This is a genomic window from Actinomycetota bacterium, assembly GCA_040905475.1.
Taxonomy (GTDB): Bacteria; Actinomycetota; AC-67; order AC-67; family AC-67; genus DATFGK01.
On the sequence record JBBDRM010000074.1, the window covers coordinates 22,277 to 35,407 of the forward strand.

Genomic DNA, 13,131 nt, shown 5'->3' on the forward strand with positions numbered 1-13,131 from the left:
GGTTCGGGGCCGTGGAGCGGTTCTCCTCCCTAGGGTGCCTTCTTGAAGGCGCGCTCCCGGACGCGACGGTCGAGCAGCCGCTTCCGAACCCGGAGCGACTCGGGGGTCACTTCGACCAGCTCATCGGCCGCGATGAACTCGATGGCGGTCTCGACGCTCAGCTCGCGGTGCGGCTCGAGCTTGATCGCATCGTCCGAGCCGGCGGCGCGGATGTTGGTCTTCTGCTTCTCGCGGGTGACGTTGACGACAAGCTCGTCGGGGCGGGCGTGCTCGCCGACGACCATGCCTTCGTAGACCTCGGTGCCGGGCCCGATCAGGAGCTCGCCGCGAGGCTGAAGCGCGTCGAGCGCGTACGCGGTCGCCTTGCCGCTGCGGTCGGAGACCATCGCTCCTCCCGACCGATGCGGAAGCTCGCCGGTCCACGGGATCCAACCCGCGGCGTGAAGGTGCAGCAATGCCGTCCCTCGCGTCGCTTGCAGGAGCAGCGTCCGGAAGCCGAGCAGCCCGCGGGCCGGAGCTTCGAAGGTCACGATCGAGCGCCCTTGATCGCCGGGCCGGATGTCGAGCACGCGTCCCTTGCGCGGCGCAAGCGCTTGGGACACCGTCCCGACGTGATCGCCGGGCACATCGACGATGCCGCGCTCGACCGGCTCGTGCAGGACATCGTCGATCGTCCGGGTGATGACTTCCGGGCGGGACACCTGGAACTCGTAGCCCTCGCGGCGCACGGTCTCGATCAGCACGGCGAGCTGCAGCTCTCCGCGACCGGCGACCTCCTGTACCTCCGGCGACTCGGTCTCGCGAACCCGGATCGACACGTTGCCGAGGACCTCACGCGCCAGCCGCTCGCGAAGATGGCGGCTGGTCAGGAACTTGCCCTCGCGTCCAGACAGCGGCGAAGTCGAAACCCCGAACGTCATGCGGAGAACCGGCTCGTCGACGATCAGCCTGGCGAGGGCCACGGGATTGTCGGGGTCGGCGAGCGTGTCGCCGATCTCGACGTCGGGGATCCCGGCGGCGACGAAGAGATCGCCGGCGCCGATCTCGTCCACGCGTTCGCGGTCGAGCCCGCGGAACGTCTCGAGTGCGGTGAGCTTGCGGCGCTCGGTGGAGCCGTCGTCTCGGCACAGCGCTATGAGACCGTCGGCGCGGAGCGTTCCTTGAACGACCCTCCCGACCGCGAGACGTCCCAGGTAGTCGGACGCGTCGAGGTTCGTCACGAGCGCCTGGAGCGGCTCGGATGGGTTGCCCTCGGGCGCGGGTACCGACGCGATGATCGCGTCGAGGAGCGGCTCGAGCGTCGCATCCTCGGGCGGCATGCCGACGTCGGGCATCGTCCGCCCTTCACGAGCGATCGCCGAGATGACCGGGAAGTCGATGTGGTGATCCTGGGCCTCGAGGTCGAAGTAGAGCTGGTAGACCTCGTCGAGAACCTCGGACGTTCGCGCGTCCTTGCGGTCGACCTTGTTGAGCACGACGATCGACGCCAGGCCACGACGCATCGCCTTTCCGAGCACGTAACGGGTCTGGGGAAGGGGGCCTTCCGAGGCATCGACGATGAGCAAGATCCCGTCCACCATGGCAAGCGCACGCTCCACCTCACCGCCGAAGTCCGCGTGGCCCGGGGTGTCGACGAGGTTGATCGTGTGGCCCTTCCACGGGATCTGAGCTGCCTTGGCGAAGATCGTGATGCCCTTCTCCTTCTCGAGATCGCCGGAATCCATGACCCTGTCGGGCGATACCGCTCCGGCGCGGATGACTCCCGAGGCACGCAGCATCGCGTCGACGAGCGTCGTCTTGCCGTGATCGACATGGGCGACGAGCGCGACGTTGCGGATGTTCTGCGGAGGGACGGGCATGAGCGAGGCAAGGGTAGCGTGCCGGAGCCATGCTTCGCCGGTTCGGTATTCAAGCGGCGCGTCGTCGGCGTCGTGGCGCCGACACAAGGAACGGCGCTACTGTGGGTTCCGTCGTCTGGGGGATGGCGCAGCACAGAGGGGGGTTCTCTATGAGACGCGCGTCCGTGCTCCTGGTGCTCGCGCTCGGCATGTTGGCTGCGGCCGCGATGCCGGCAGCTGCCATCACCGGCGGCGAGCTCGACGGAAACAACCACCCGAACGTCGCGATGATCGTCTTCTATCAGCCGGATGGTCGATTCCGGTGCACGGCCACGCTGGTTTCCTCCACCGTCCTCGTGACTGCAGCGCACTGCACCGATGGCGTGCGCGGCAAGAGCATCGTTACGTTCGACACGGTCGCGCCGACACCGACACCGCGCGCGGCGGACGACGCAGGCGACGGCATGTCGCAGACGGGATACACCTCCGCTCCGGCAGGATGGCTCGCCGGAACGCCGCACGCGCATCCGCTTTGGGACGGCGAGCTGCAGCTGAACGACCTGCACGACGTCGGCGTCGTCGTGCTCGACGCGCCGTACACCGCTGCGACACCGGCGAAGCTGCCTCCGGCCGGATACCTCGACGGCGTCAAGGCGGAGAAGTATGGGCTCAACAAGCAGGTGTTCGAGGTCGTCGGATACGGCGTCTTCTTCGAGAAGCCGGAAGGCGGACCTCAGAAGCCCACGGCGGTAGCCGATCGGACGCGGCGGTTCACCACCGCCGTCGGGCAGAACCTGACGTCCCAAACCTTGATGCTCAACGAGAACGAGAACGACTCGAAGGAGGGCGGAGGCACTTGCTTCGGCGACTCGGGCGGTCCGGCGTTCCACGGTGGGTTCATCGTGGCCGACACCAGTTGGGGCGGAAGCCAGTTCTGCAAGAGCGTCGGCGGGTTCCAGCGCCTGGACATCGCGGACGCCCGCTCGTTCCTGGACGAGTTCGTAGCCGTCCCGTGATCCCGTGAGATCTGGACCCCCGCCGGACGGCGGGGGTCCTTCTCTTTGTCATCCCTCGAGGGCGGGGGAGGAACGCGGGGCGCGGGTACAGAACCTTCCTCGGGATGAGACGCTTCCTGCCGCTCGCGCTGGCTTTGCTGGCTCTGGGCTTCGGGCCGAGCGAGGCGGCCGTGGACCTCTGCGCTCCGCGGCTCCTGGTGCTCTCCGCGTTCCCCGGCGAGATCGACATGCTGCTGACGCAGGCGGATATCGGGGGGATCGAGGAGATCGAGGGACGCCGCTTCTTCGTGGGGACGCTTCGCGGCAACGACGTGGTCCTCGCGCTGAGCGGGATCGGGCTCGTCAACGCGGAGGTGACGACGACGAACGCGTTCGCGCACTTCAGCTGCGGCGGCGAAACCGCCATCACCGGCGTGGTCTTCTCAGGCGTCTCTGGCGGGACCACCAACATCGGAGACGTCGCGGTGCCGGATCGTTGGACGATGGACGGCACGACCTGGTTCGTCGTCGATCCGGCGATGTTCGCGACGGCCGAACAGGCGAGCGCGGCGGTGCACCTCACGCGTCGTGTGCCGATCGGAGACCTCGCGTGTGTGGGCGTCGATCCGGCGATCGTCCGGACGATCCGCATGCCGAACGCGCCGAAGATCACCTTCCACGGCGACGGCAAGAGCGCGGATTCCTTCAACGGCCGGCGGTGGCCGTGCATCCCGGGCGGGGGCGACATCTTCGGCTGCGAGCCGTGCCGTGCTCCGCTCACCGCCCCGGACGTACAGAAGTTCGTCGAGGACGTCCGGCCATTCGTTGATCCCGACTTCTTCTTCGGGTACTTCGAGTCACCGCCGCCCGCTACGACCGAATACGCCGCTGAGGACATGGAAACCGCAGCGGTGGCGAAGGTCTCGACCGCGGCCGGGATCCCGTTTATCGCCTTCCGCTCGCTGTCCGACGGCAAGGGCGATCCGCTGCGCCTGCCCGACTTCCCGGCACAGTTCTTCTTCTACCGGCAGCTCGCCGCCGACAACGCAGCTCTCGTCACGCTGGCATTCCTCGAGGCGTGGGCCGGGATCTAACCAGTTCGAGTCACGCGGTTACCTCGGTTCCGTCCTCCTTACCTGCGTAGAGGCAGAACGGATGCCCGGCCGGGTCGAGCATCACGCGAACGTCGTCTTGACGCTGATGCTCCGATTGTTCGGCGAGCTCGAGCGTGTCCAGAGCATACGAGCCTGGGTCGAACCCCGCCGGGGGGTCACTCGTATTACAGAGTGGTGAGCCTTCGGCGATGATGGACCCGTGAAGAACCTCGTGCGCCGGCTCTCGTCGCTGGTCGTACTCCTGGCTCTGGTCGGCTGCACGCAGACGCCGCAGACCAAGCAGTCGGGCCCGATCTCCAGTCCTTCGACGTCGTCTGCTACGAGCCCGGTCCCGACGGTCACCTCGCCGCCGCCGCATCCCGTCTCGCTCGAGGCGCTGATGCAGAAGGAGTACACCGGCCGGAACCTGAAGGTCGGAAAGGTTCTCGCGACGACGAGCACCTACACGCGCTACTTCGTCACGTACAAGAGCGGGGATCTCACGATCTCTGGGATCATGAACGTGCCCGAGGGGAAGGGACCGTTCCCCGCGCTCGTCCTGAACCACGGATACATCGATCCCGACATCTACGTGAACGGCCAGGGGATGCGGCGCGAGCAGGACTACCTCGCTCGGGAGGGGTACGTCGTCCTGCACATCGACTACCGCAATCACGCGGCGTCGGACGACGACCCAAACTTCGAGATGGGCCTTCGGCTCGGCTACGCGGAAGACGCACTCAACGCAGTGATGGCCATCAAGCGATCCGCGCTTCCGTATCTGGATCGTGAGCATGTCGGGCTGCTCGGCCGTTCGATGGGCGGCGCGGTCACCTTCAACGCCGCGGTCGCACGGCCGGATCTGGTCGACGCGGTCGTGGTGTGGGCGCCGGTGAGCTCGGACACGGTCGACAACTTCAACAAGTGGTTCCGCAGGGACGAGGATCGACGCGCACTCGCTGAGCGGATCTCGGACAAGTACGGGTCTCCGGAGGACAACCCCGAGTTCTGGCGTAACGTCTCCAGCGTGAACTTCTTCGATCGGATCGCCGTGCCCGTCGTGATCCATCACGGGACCGAGGACGAGAGCTGTCCCATCGCTTGGTCGGACAAGACCGCCGCAGCGCTCCGCGCCGCCGGGAAGGACGTTCGATACTTCGTTTACGAGGGGGAACAACACGCGTTCGGGCCGCAATGGACGAAGTCGATGCGCCGAACGGTCGACTACCTCGACGCGCTCCTGAAGTAGCGCGCCTAGCAGGGAGTTGCGGCGAGCAGCCAGCGAGACTTCGCCGCACAGGCTCGTTTCAAAAGGTCCACCGCATCCGGCGGCAGCATGAAGCCCGTGCTCACGGTCGCGTTCGTCGCCGCGACCATCTTCGCGTAGTAGACGGCGTGGCTCGGATAGAGGAGCCGCAACTGCAGGTCGGTGAATGGGATCGTGATCCCGCCGAGCCCGCACAGCGTCGAAACGTAGCTCGCGACGGGCACGTCGATCGGCGGCAAGCGTACGCCACCCTCGGCGTTGCCGAACGTGTCCCTTGCCAGCGTGCCCGCGGCGGTGAAGGCGAAGCGCGGGCCGTTCGCGGGTGCGACGCCGGTCTCGACCCAGGCGTCCAGGTGATGGAGGGCCGCGGCGGCCGCGTAGCGCATCGGGAACGCCGCTCCGGCGAGGATGCAGGCAAGCTGAAGCGGGTGGGGCTGCTCGCCGTAGTTGCCCGCGACCACGTGGAGTTGATCGTCGGCCGACGCCGGCCGCTTGGGCGCGCCGGCGAAGCGCGGGCCTTGCCCAACCACCTGGTGGTAGCCGATGTAGAAGTCGGAGTGTGCGGTGCCGGCGATCTCCCAGAGCCGGTAGTTCGTGCTCGTGTTGGGACTCTCCGGCGAAGCCTCTGCGTCGCTGAGCAGATGCAGGACCGGAGCGGCCGGCGGCGCGTCGTATGTCTTGCTCCCGCCGCCGTGGATCAGGAATCCGTCGATGACCCCGGCCGCCGCCTGCGCCTCGGTGACGTATCCGTACAGCCGGCCGGCGGACTGCGATTGCCCCGCCGCCAGAACACGCTCCACCGTCAGCCCGTCCATCGGGTCGACGCCGGCAGGGGAGCGGATCGCCTGCGCGACCTGAGAGAAGATGTCGAAGGAGTAATCATCGCCGGGATGGGACAACGCGCGGTACCGGACCGGATCCCAGATCTTCGGCGTGAGCGGCGTGCAGCAGATCCCGGCCGCCTGCGCGCTGACGTGGACGTAGGCCCATCCCTCGCGCAGCAGGAACTCGTGCGTCGTGATCGTGTCCACGGCGTTCTCGAACTGGGCGGTGACGTTGACCCAGTCGAGGAGGACCGTCCCGCTGAAGCGATCGGGAGACGAAGGTCGGGTCACGATGATGCGCGTGGTGTACGGCGCGGTCGCGCCGGTGTCGAGGTTCCGGGCCGTCCCCGAGATGAAGTACTCGGCTTCCTCATACCCGAGCTCTGCGAGCGAGAACCAGCTGTCCCAGAGCGGGTACCCGTGGATACCGGTTGCCCCGATCGGACCCTTGACCGCCGGGTTCGGCACGGCGGCCCGCCCCGTGCCGGGGAGCCCGGTCAGCGCGAGGAGCGCGATGAGGATCCCGACGACCGGCGCCCGTTTCCTTGCCATGGTTCCTCCCCGCTCGATCCGCTCGAACTCGGGAATTCCCCGCGGGACGCCTCATCTCCTGGCTACGGCCCCGAACCGTCCCAAAGAGGAAGTCCGGCGTCGCGTGTCGAATCCGACGCTCAGTCCCCCAAGGAGAGGCCTGATCTGATGCGACGCACCCGACGCTTGAGCCGAGCCGTCCTCGCCGCCGCGCTGCTGGCCGGCCTGACGTCGATCGCCCCGCTGCCGGCCGCTTCGGCGACCCGGCTCCCATGCGACCCGCTTGATACGGCGCTCTGCCTGCTGCCTTTCCCGAACGATCGGTTCACCAAAGCGGACCCGACCACCGATACCGGCCGCCGCATCGACTTCGGGCTGCTCGAGATGCCGCGCGGCCTGATGGTGAAGCCGATCATTCCGGAGGAGTGGAACCGCAACGACGGCTTCTCGCCGGGCTCGATGGTCCTGACGTTCGTGCCGGGCCTCGACCTGTATCAGACGTGGGGGACCGCGGGCATGACGGGCGCGGGCGTCGGCGGGCCGAACGATCCGCGCGACCACCTGGCCGACATCGGCCGCTACGCCGCTCACGACGCGCCCATGCTCCTGGTCGACGCGACGACCGGCGAGCGCTGGCCGTTCTGGTCGGAGCTCGACATGAACGCCGGGACGGCGGAGGACGAGCGGCTGTTGATCCTGCGACCCGCGATCAACTTCTTGGAAGGACACCGCTACCTCGTCGCGCTGCGGAACATGAAGGATGCGCAGGGCGGGACCATCCCGGCCGCGGCGCAGTTCGCCGCCTACAGAGACGGCACGCCGGGCCCGCTCGACCCCACGTTCGAGGAGGCGCGCCGGCCGGAGATGGATCGCATCATCTCCGAGATCGGGGAAGCCGAAACCGCCCGCGGCGTCGCGTTTGACCGATCGGAACTCTTCCTCGCGTGGGAGTTCACCGTCGCGTCCGAACGGAACTTGAGCGAACGCGTGCTCCACATCCGGGACACGGCGTTCGCTCAGCTCGGTGACACAGACTTGTCCGACGGCGTCATCCAGGGTGAGTCGCCGAAGTTCGCGATCACGTCGGTCACCGACGAACCCTCGAACCCGACAAAGCTACGCACGGTCGAGGGCACGGTGACCGTTCCCAACTTCTTGTTCCTCCCGCCGCAGCCGGTCCCCGAGGAGATCACGTCTCCGGTCGACACGCCGGCGGGCGACAGCCTTCCCGGCCAAGCGATCCCCACCGGCCGCTTCTACTACGGGCTGGAAGACCTCCCGCAGCAGAACCCGATCTTGTCGACGATCGACGTGCCCTTCGTCTGCTCGATCCCGGAGCTTGCGACCGCGTCGACCCCTGCGCATCCCATGCTCTACGGGCACGGCCTGCTCGGCAGCCGCTTCGAGTCCGCCGGCGGATCAACCGAGCGCGACCGGGAGCGCAACTTCATGCCCTGCGCGGTGAACTGGATGGGCTTCGCCGAGTACGACATCGCGAACGCGGTGGTGACGCTGTTGGACCCGTCGAACATGCCGTCGATGATCGATCGCGCGCAGCAGGGATTCCTCAACTTCCTGGTGTTGGGGCGAGCGATGGCCCATCCGCAAGGTCTCGCCTCGGACCCGGCGTTCCAGACGGCCGGCACGCCGATCATAGAGGCCAACGAGCTCTTCTACGATGGGAACAGCCAGGGCGGGATCATGGGCGCGGCGCTGACGGCGCTCGGCGTGGACTTCACGCGATCGGTGCTCGGCGTGCTCGGGATGAATTATTCGACGCTGCTGAACCGTTCCGTCGACTGGGAAGGGCCGCTGATCAACACCGAGGACGTCCTTCCGTCGTACTCGTCGCTGCTGTACACGATGTTCCCGAACAAGCAGGAACAGCAGCTCGTCATGGCCCTTCTGCAGATGCTCTGGGATCGCGGGGAAGGGAACGGCTACGCCCAGCACATGTCGAGCGACCCTCTGCCGAACACGCCGGCCCATCAAGTGTTGCTCCACGCAGCGCTCGGGGACTTCCAGGTGACGAACTTCTCGGCGGAGGTCGAGGCCCGCACGATCGGCGCTCGCGTGATGGACACCGCGCTGATGCCCGGCCGGCACTGGGAGATCGATCCGTTCTTCGGCCTCACGCCGTTCGCTCGTGACGGCGGCGGAGCGATCTTGCCCTGGAACGGCTCGGCGCTGGTCTACTGGGATTCGGGCAGCCTGCTGCCGCCGAACTGGAACGTTCCGCCGCTACCCGACGGAGGGGATCCGCACGAGGATCCGCGACGCGACCCGAGTGCCGGCGACCAGAAGGCGCACTTCTGGCTGACCGGCGAGATCATCGACGTGATGAACGGTGGCCCGTATCTGCTGTGTCGTCCCGGGGTCGAGGATCAGATCCCGCGCGTGCCCAGTCTCTTCAACTTCGACTGGTGCGTCGCCCCGTAGCGGCTCCGGTCAGAGCTCGAGCACGCGAACTGCGATCACGGCTCAGCGTTCGGCGAAACGTGCCTCGATGATGGGTCGCACCGACGCGGCTACAAGCTCGATGTGGACGCCGCCGACGGCGTCGAGGTAGACGACGAATGGCTTCCCATCCGCCTCTGCGGACCAATCCACGCCCAGGCCCGCCGCGTCCGCGCGCCGGATCGCGTCGGGCACGTCGTCGACCCAATACCCGAGGTGGTAAACGCCCTCGCCGCGTTCCTCGAGGAACGCCTGAGCGGTCCACGGTCCGCTCGTCGGCTGTACCAGCTCGACGTACGAGGGTCCCGCGTTCCCGTAAGCGGCGCGCGCTCCGGCCGTGACCTCCTCACCGCGATAGCGCGACGGCATCGCCGTCTCGAAGGTGACCCACCGCCCGATACCGAGCAGATCTCCGAACCGGCGCATCCCATCGTCGAGGTCGTGCACGACGATCCCGACGTGGTACAGCTCCATCGGACCGAGGCCGGTATCCACGCCGCTAGGTGACGCGCAGCGTCGCGACCATGTCGTCCGGATCCGGGCGCTCCGTGTCGGAGACATGCGGCTTGCAGTAAAGGATGTACGTGCCGGGCTTCGCCGGGATCGTGATGAGCCGTTCGCTGCCGAGCGTGATCGCCTCGTCGATCGCAAGATCGTCGACGGTGAACGTGTGCAGGAACGGATCGTCGTTGCGCACGAGCACCGCCGATCCGCCGGAGACGGACACCTCCGTTGGGGAGAACTCGAAGTCCTTCATGAGAACGGTCGCGACCGCGGAAGATGAGTCCGCAACCGTCGTCCGTCCGGTAACGGTTAGGATCCCCGACACGAGGGCCGCCAGGCCCACGATCACGAGCGCGGTGCGCATCGTCTTGCGCTCGCCGCCCTCGGGGCTCGGTCGGAGGTCTCCACGACGGGCCGCCATGAGCGCGCGGACGCTTCCGACAAGTGCAAGCAGCGCGCCCGGAAGCACGAGCACCCCCGACATGAAGTCGAAGAAGCTCGACGGCCCGGCGAACAGACCGAAGATCGTCCACCAGAGCCCGCCCATCATCAGGACGGCGAGCAGGATGCTCGCGATCTTCGCCCATATCGCCGGGAACCGGGAGAGGATGGCGGCGACGACGGCGATCCCGAGGACGGCTCCGAAGAAGCCGACCTCTCCTTCGCTGTCGACGCCCCACCCGAGCACCGCGATGAGAAGCAGCAAAGGACCGAGGGCCGCGAGGATGAACCCCGTGGTCGCGAGGTCGGTCCAACGAGGCCGCATACGAGTGCTTCGTGTGTCGGTCATCCGGACCTCCCGGGCAGGCGGATCGTGACGGTCTTGACCTGGCTGTACGTGTGCAAGGCCTCGAAGCCCTTTTCGCGGCCGTACCCCGAGCGCTTGAAGCCGCCGAACGGCAGCTCGACGCCGCCGCCCGCGCCGTACGTGTTCACGTATACCTGACCCGACCGGGCCGCGCGGGCAAGTCGGTGCGCCGTCGTGACGTCCCGGGTCCATACGGCCGTAACGAGCCCGTAGTCGGTTGCGTTCGTCAGACGGATCGCCTCGTCCAGCTCGCGGAACGGCGTGACCGCGAGCACGGGTCCGAACACCTCCTCGCGTGCGATCGAAGCGTCGGGGGACACCTCGTCGAACAGCGTGGGCGAGAAGTAGTAGCCGCCGCCGAGACCCTCCGGCGACGTTCCGCCGAAGATGAGCCGCGCCCGATCCCGCGTCCCATCGACGAACCCGCGGACGCGCTCGAGCTGCTGCTTGCTGATCAGCGGCCCGAGATCGGGATCCTCGGGTCCGGGGCCGATGCGCACGGCGGCGAAGCGGTCCGCGACCGCCGAGACGACTTCGTCGTGGATCCGTTCGTCGACGAGCAGCCGCGAGCCTGCGCTGCACGTCTGACCGGCGTTCTGAAGGATGGAGTTCACGATCACCGGCAATGCGGCGTCGAGGTCGGCGTCGCCGAACACCACGTTCGGCGATTTCCCGCCGAGCTCGAGCGCGACGGGGACGACGTTGTCGGCGGTGGCTTTCTGGACCAGCTTCCCGACCTCCAGCGATCCGGTGAACGACAGGTGATCGATGCCGGGGTGCGCGGCGAGCGGTGCGCCGGCCTCCTCCCCGAAGCCGGGCACGACGTTGAGCGCGCCCGGCGGCAGGCCGGCCTCAAGACAGAGCCTGCTCAGACGGAGCGCGGTGAGCGGCGCCTCTTCCGCCGGCTTGAGCACGCAGCAGTTGCCGACGGCGAGCGCGGGCGCGACGGTGCGCGCGCTGATCTGGATGGGATAGTTCCACGGCACGATGTGCGCCGTCACGCCGAACGGCTCGCGCAAGGTGTACGCGAGCAGCTCATCGGAGAGCGGGATCGTCTCGCCGTAGAACGCGTCGATGATCCCGCCGTAGAACTCGAAGTAGCGGGCGGCGACGTCGACGTCCGTGCGCGCCTGACGGAGCGGCTTGCCCGTGTCCCTGCTCTCGGTGAGCGCGAGGTCTTCGCGGTCGCGGCGGATAAGGTCGGCGACCAGTTTCAGCGCCCGGCCGCGCTCGGCCGCCGGCGTGGCCGGCCACTCGCCGTCGGAGGCGGAACGAGCGGCGGAGACCGCGGCGTCGACCTCGGGTTTCCCGCAGCGGGCTACCTCCGCGAGCGGCTTCCCGCTCGAAGGGTCCTCGGTGACGAAGTAGTCGGAGGTCTCGACGTCCTTGCCGGCGATGAGTGCGGGCAGGCGGTCCATGGGACGTCACTCTCCCTTCGCGTGTTCGGCGGTCGGCTGTGCTTCGTAGGGGCCGCGGCCCGTCAGAACGGAGGCGCCGCATCGTGCTGCGAACGCGACCGCGGCTTCGGGCGAGCGTCCCCCGGCGAGCGCGTAAGCGAGCCCGGCTGCGAAGCTGTCGCCGCAGCCGTACGCGTCGACGACCTCCCCAGGGACCGGAGCCGGCGCGTATCGCTTGGTGGCGCCACCCTCGGGCGCGTACGTCCCGCCTTTCGCGCCCTCCGTGCGGACCACGAGTCGCGGCGCGGGATCGAGATCGCCTTCCCGGTAGGCCTCGGCCGGGTCGAGCGCGCTTCCGACCAGCGCATCGAGCGCGACTCCGGACTCTCGAAGGGTCGGGAGGATGATGCGCGACGTCGCTACGACGCAGCGCGCTCGCCGTGCCAGACGCATCGCTTCCGGATCGCACGCGCAGACGTAGACGGCATCGGTTTCCTCGAGCTCCTCCCACGGCAGCGGGTCGGTGGCCGACGGCGACAGCCTGGCACCGAGCACCGTGATGGTGCGCTCGCCGCTCTGATCGATGTGCGTGATCGCGCGCCGGGTCGGGTCGGGACGGAACGCAGCCTCGACCCGAAGGCCCATCGCGGTGAGCTCCTCGTACGCCCGGTGACCCAGATCGTCGTCCCCGAGCGCCGTGAAGAACGTGCATGCTCCGGCGAGCTTCGCGAGCTGGACCGCCGACACCGGGCCGCCTCCCGCCGGCTCGGACCACGTCCCGCGCGCGTGCACGATGTCCCCGGCCGAGGGCAGCCGGTCGACCCGAACGAAGTCGACCCACTCGACGTGGCCGATCACCGCCGCGCGCACATCCGACACTTTGCCCCATCCCGCACGGGCCATGCCTGAGGGACCGAGAACCGGTTACGCTCCGCGCCGTGGAGGCGCTCGTCTGGGGGTTCGATCTCGTCGAGGCGGTGCGCTGGCATCCCGACGGCAGCGTCACCTTCGCCGACGCGCTCGGCGGCGGCGTTCATCGCTGGACGACGGCCGGTGTGGAGACGGTCGTTGCGAAGCGGCGCGGTGTCGGCGGGCTCGCGTTCCACGCCGACGGCGGGTTCGTTGTCGGCGGCCGCGACCTCGCGCACGTCCGCGCCGGCGAGACGCGCACGCTGCTCGCACCCGGGGGCGTCACCGGCTTCAACGACCTCACGGTCGCTGCGGACGGCGGCGTTTACGCCGGAGCCTTGCGCTTCAAACCGTTCGGCGGCGAGCAAGTGATCCCCGGCGACGTGTGGCTCCTTCACCCCGACGGGCGCTCGGAAGTCGTGTGCTCCGGCATCGACTGGCCGAACGGGATCGGTTTGTCGCCCGACGGCGCGCTGCTGTACGTGAGCGACTATCAGAACGCCCGCG

The 13,131-nt window shown here is 68.2% G+C and carries 11 protein-coding genes; 5 read left to right on the top strand and 6 right to left on the bottom strand.

The window, feature by feature from the left end; all coding sequences use genetic code 11:
• Window positions 1-29: 29 nt before the first annotated feature.
• The gene (gene typA, locus WEB06_07670) at window positions 30-1,859 is read right to left on the bottom strand and encodes a translational GTPase TypA (protein MEX2555493.1); all 1,830 of its coding nucleotides are present in this window, start codon (window positions 1,857-1,859) and stop codon (window positions 30-32) included.
• Window positions 1,860-2,008: 149 nt separating this feature from the next.
• On the opposite strand from typA, the gene WEB06_07675 reads away from it, so the two are divergent.
• From WEB06_07675 to WEB06_07685, 3 genes are all read left to right on the top strand, one after another.
• Window positions 2,009-2,854 carry a trypsin-like serine protease gene (locus tag WEB06_07675; GenBank protein MEX2555494.1) on the top strand — a complete coding sequence of 282 codons (846 nt, stop codon included), beginning with the start codon at window positions 2,009-2,011 and terminating at the stop codon, window positions 2,852-2,854.
• A 104-nt stretch (window positions 2,855-2,958) separates the two neighbouring features.
• Entirely contained in the window at window positions 2,959-3,927 is a 969-nt protein-coding gene (locus WEB06_07680) for a 5'-methylthioadenosine/S-adenosylhomocysteine nucleosidase (protein MEX2555495.1), read from the top strand.
• A gap of 220 nt (window positions 3,928-4,147) precedes the next feature.
• Complete coding sequence (locus tag WEB06_07685) at window positions 4,148-5,176, top strand: alpha/beta fold hydrolase (protein MEX2555496.1); 1,029 nt, start codon at window positions 4,148-4,150, stop codon at window positions 5,174-5,176.
• 5 nt (window positions 5,177-5,181) lie between these two features.
• Here the strand turns inward: WEB06_07685 and WEB06_07690 are convergent, their stop codons facing one another.
• Window positions 5,182-6,570 (bottom strand): alpha/beta hydrolase domain-containing protein, encoded by a 1,389-nt coding sequence (locus WEB06_07690; GenBank protein MEX2555497.1) that lies wholly within the window; start codon window positions 6,568-6,570, stop codon window positions 5,182-5,184.
• Window positions 6,571-6,717: 147 nt separating this feature from the next.
• On the opposite strand from WEB06_07690, the gene WEB06_07695 reads away from it, so the two are divergent.
• Entirely contained in the window at window positions 6,718-8,988 is a 2,271-nt protein-coding gene (locus WEB06_07695; GenBank protein ID MEX2555498.1) for a hypothetical protein, read from the top strand.
• 42 nt (window positions 8,989-9,030) lie between these two features.
• Here the strand turns inward: WEB06_07695 and WEB06_07700 are convergent, their stop codons facing one another.
• From WEB06_07700 to WEB06_07715, 4 genes are read right to left on the bottom strand one after another with little or no spacing between them, the layout of a single operon-like run.
• Entirely contained in the window at window positions 9,031-9,501 is a 471-nt protein-coding gene (locus WEB06_07700) for a VOC family protein (GenBank protein MEX2555499.1), read from the bottom strand.
• Between the two features lie 4 nt (window positions 9,502-9,505).
• Window positions 9,506-10,300, bottom strand: a complete 795-nt coding sequence (locus tag WEB06_07705; protein ID MEX2555500.1) for a cupredoxin domain-containing protein — start codon at window positions 10,298-10,300, stop codon at window positions 9,506-9,508.
• Window positions 10,297-11,736: an aldehyde dehydrogenase family protein gene (locus WEB06_07710; GenBank protein ID MEX2555501.1), complete on the bottom strand. Its 1,440-nt coding sequence runs from the start codon at window positions 11,734-11,736 to the stop codon at window positions 10,297-10,299. Before WEB06_07710 ends, WEB06_07705 begins: the two co-directional genes overlap by 4 nt.
• Before the next feature lie 6 nt (window positions 11,737-11,742).
• On the bottom strand, window positions 11,743-12,594 hold the full coding sequence (locus WEB06_07715) for a PfkB family carbohydrate kinase (protein MEX2555502.1): 852 nt from the start codon (window positions 12,592-12,594) through the stop codon (window positions 11,743-11,745).
• A gap of 59 nt (window positions 12,595-12,653) precedes the next feature.
• Here WEB06_07715 and WEB06_07720 point away from each other — a divergent pair.
• On the top strand, window positions 12,654-13,131 hold a 478-nt coding region (locus WEB06_07720), incomplete at its 3' end, for an SMP-30/gluconolactonase/LRE family protein (GenBank protein MEX2555503.1).

What these genes read in the sequence shown, in the direction of transcription:
- WEB06_07705 (MEX2555500.1), bottom strand. Translation starts at nt 10,300, where the DNA reads ATGACCGACACACGAAGCACTCGTATGCGGCCTCGTTGGACCGACCTC.
- WEB06_07680 (MEX2555495.1), top strand. Translation starts at nt 2,959, where the DNA reads ATGAGACGCTTCCTGCCGCTCGCGCTGGCTTTGCTGGCTCTGGGCTTC.
- WEB06_07690 (MEX2555497.1), bottom strand. Translation starts at nt 6,570, where the DNA reads ATGGCAAGGAAACGGGCGCCGGTCGTCGGGATCCTCATCGCGCTCCTC.
- WEB06_07675 (MEX2555494.1), top strand. Translation starts at nt 2,009, where the DNA reads ATGAGACGCGCGTCCGTGCTCCTGGTGCTCGCGCTCGGCATGTTGGCT.
- WEB06_07695 (MEX2555498.1), top strand. Translation starts at nt 6,718, where the DNA reads ATGCGACGCACCCGACGCTTGAGCCGAGCCGTCCTCGCCGCCGCGCTG.
- WEB06_07710 (MEX2555501.1), bottom strand. Translation starts at nt 11,736, where the DNA reads ATGGACCGCCTGCCCGCACTCATCGCCGGCAAGGACGTCGAGACCTCC.
- typA (MEX2555493.1), bottom strand. Translation starts at nt 1,859, where the DNA reads ATGCCCGTCCCTCCGCAGAACATCCGCAACGTCGCGCTCGTCGCCCAT.